This is a genomic window from Clostridium sp. AM29-11AC (assembly GCF_003480545.1).
Classification (GTDB): domain Bacteria; phylum Bacillota; class Clostridia; order Lachnospirales; family Lachnospiraceae; genus Otoolea; species Otoolea saccharolyticum_A.
The window spans coordinates 1-1,576 of record NZ_QUJI01000058.1; the positions used below are offsets into that span (position 1 = coordinate 1).

1 protein-coding gene is annotated in these 1,576 nt (G+C 43.7%); it reads right to left on the reverse strand.

What is annotated here, in order from left to right:
* Positions 1 to 150: 150 nt before the first annotated feature.
* Positions 151 to 1,326: an IS110 family transposase gene (locus DW757_RS17190; RefSeq protein WP_044930339.1), complete on the reverse strand. Its 1,176-nt coding sequence runs from the start codon at positions 1,324 to 1,326 to the stop codon at positions 151 to 153.
* Positions 1,327 to 1,576: the final 250 nt, after the last annotated feature.

The following is a 1,576-nucleotide window of genomic DNA, read 5'->3' on the forward strand; positions in this document are numbered from 1 at the left end:
AAAGACTAACTATTAAAAGTCAAGTCTAAAATGAAGATTTTTGAATGAATTGCGGGAACGCATTTCATAGATCGTTGTACCTTGAAAATCGCACGACAAACAGAGCATCGGATATCGGTGCTCTAAAAGAGTGTTATAGGGCAGAAAAAGTTATGCCGTTTTTATGTAAGGTTTGCCGGATTTTTCCATTGCGTAAATTAACCGTACAAGTTTCTTTGCGGCGTGGGTGATGGCGACGTTGTAGTGTTTCCCTTCAGAAATCTTCTTCTGAAGGTATGCACCGAAAGTTTCATCCCATTGGCAGACGTATTTGGTGGCATTGATCAGAGCAAAACGTAAATAGCGCGATCCCCGTTTCTCCATGTGGGAATAAGAGGATTCCATCTGCCCGGATTGATAGGTAGATGGAGAAGCTCCGGCATATGCCAGGATCTTATCCGGCGAATCAAAGCGGGAGAAATCTCCAATCTCTGCCAGGATCATGGCGCCCATGCGGTAGCCTATTCCTGGAATGGTCAGGATGGGAGAATGGATTTCATCCATGATCCGTTTGATTTCGGATTCAATTTCTGAGATTTCGGAATCCAGTTCACCAATCAGCCGGAGTGTGTGCTTTAATTCCAGAGATTTGGCAGGCATGTTGGAACCGATGGAGGCTCTGGCAGCATTCCGTATTTCAATCGCTTTCTCCCGGCTGTAACGGCCTTTTGAAGCGTTTTCCAACCGCTTCGTCAGGTGTGTCAAATGGCAGGAGGCAATCGTTCCGGCAGAAGGAAACTCGGAAAGAAGGGCGTAGATAGAAGCAATATGAAGCGAAGGAACAAGTTTTTCCAATTCTGGAAAGAGAATGGTAACAAGCCTGGAAACAGACTGTCTAAGCTGAGCGCGTTCCTGAACCTTACGAAAACGATAACGGGTGAGTGACTTTAACTCCTCGTTATGGTATGATGTATCTGAGTAGGACTTCAGGTTCACGTCAGACATGAGCATCAAAGCAATGGTTCGGGCATCAACCTTATCTGTTTTCGTCTTTCTAAGGCTGAGACTTTTTCTGTAAAGATTTGTGTGGAGCGGATTGATAACGAAGGTGTGGAGACCTTTGTCAATAAGATAACCGAGCAGGTTGTAAGAGTAGTGTCCAGTGGCCTCCAGTCCTACTTTTATATTGGACACATCTGAAGAAGAGGATTGAATCCTGGAAAAAAGAACATCAAATCCATCCCGGTTATTCTGAATGGTAAAAACCGGAAAAAGGACTTTGCCATCTGAATTGGTGATAAAGCAGTCATGCTTATCCTTAGCGACATCAATTCCAACGTAGATCATAAGAACACTCCTTAGTAATAGATTTAGATACTGTTTAGGACCACAGAGCTCTCTGCGCTTGTAACCTCGTTCTAAATCAACCGTCATGCGGTATCTAACTGATTAACAACGATACAAAGAGACTGTGGTTGGAGCCTTTCCGTAACCATCAAGTGGTAGGAAAATGAAACCAATCCACAGTATCTCCAAACAGTATAGCATACAGACCTTGGAGAGGGTCTATAAACACTACTACTATATAATACGAGGA

Excerpts from the sequence above, each read along its gene's own strand:
- DW757_RS17190 (WP_044930339.1), bottom strand. The coding sequence starts at position 1,326 with ATGATCTACGTTGGAATTGATGTCGCTAAGGATAAGCATGACTGCTTT.